Here is a 566-nt window from a genome sequence, read left to right as displayed (position 1 = left end):
TTTATATTGTTAGTTATTTTAAAAAGGCTAATTACTGTCTCTTATACACATCTAGATGTGTATAAGAGACAGGCACAATTCTTTTATTATGCATAAGTAATCTCGAAGCTGTGATGTTTAGCAGAATGATATGCGTAGTGAAAATCAAACTCATTTTTCTGAACTTTAGAAAAATGAATACATTAAAATGAATTAGCTGCGTGTTCAACTTTTCCCAGTTTACTTATAGATGAAACGAAGTATAGTTTGCTTGGAATGACTAAATTTTCAAGCTGTTTAGTTGAAACGTATGCGTAACGATGATCGGCTCATTTTTCATGGGTTTGAAAAATGTTTTTTTTTTTGAGTTAGCGGTTAGTTCTGCTTTTCGCAGTGTTAATAGTGAACAATTCTTTTATTATGTAAAAGTATTCTTGAAGCTGTGATGTTTAGCAGAATGATATGCGTAGTGAAAATCAATTCACTGCGTATTAATTTTTTTCTGCTTTTCATGTATGAAAATTGAATTCTTTTTCATGGTTTCATTAATATTTTATGAAGCCTTTTTTGTTTATTATGGTAGAAGT

Source organism: Enterococcus sp. 3H8_DIV0648 (assembly GCF_002140655.1).
Classification (GTDB): Bacteria; Bacillota; Bacilli; order Lactobacillales; family Enterococcaceae; genus Enterococcus_A; species Enterococcus_A hulanensis.
The sequence above is the reverse complement of the archived record's forward strand: the minus strand, read 5'-3'. Positions refer to the sequence as shown.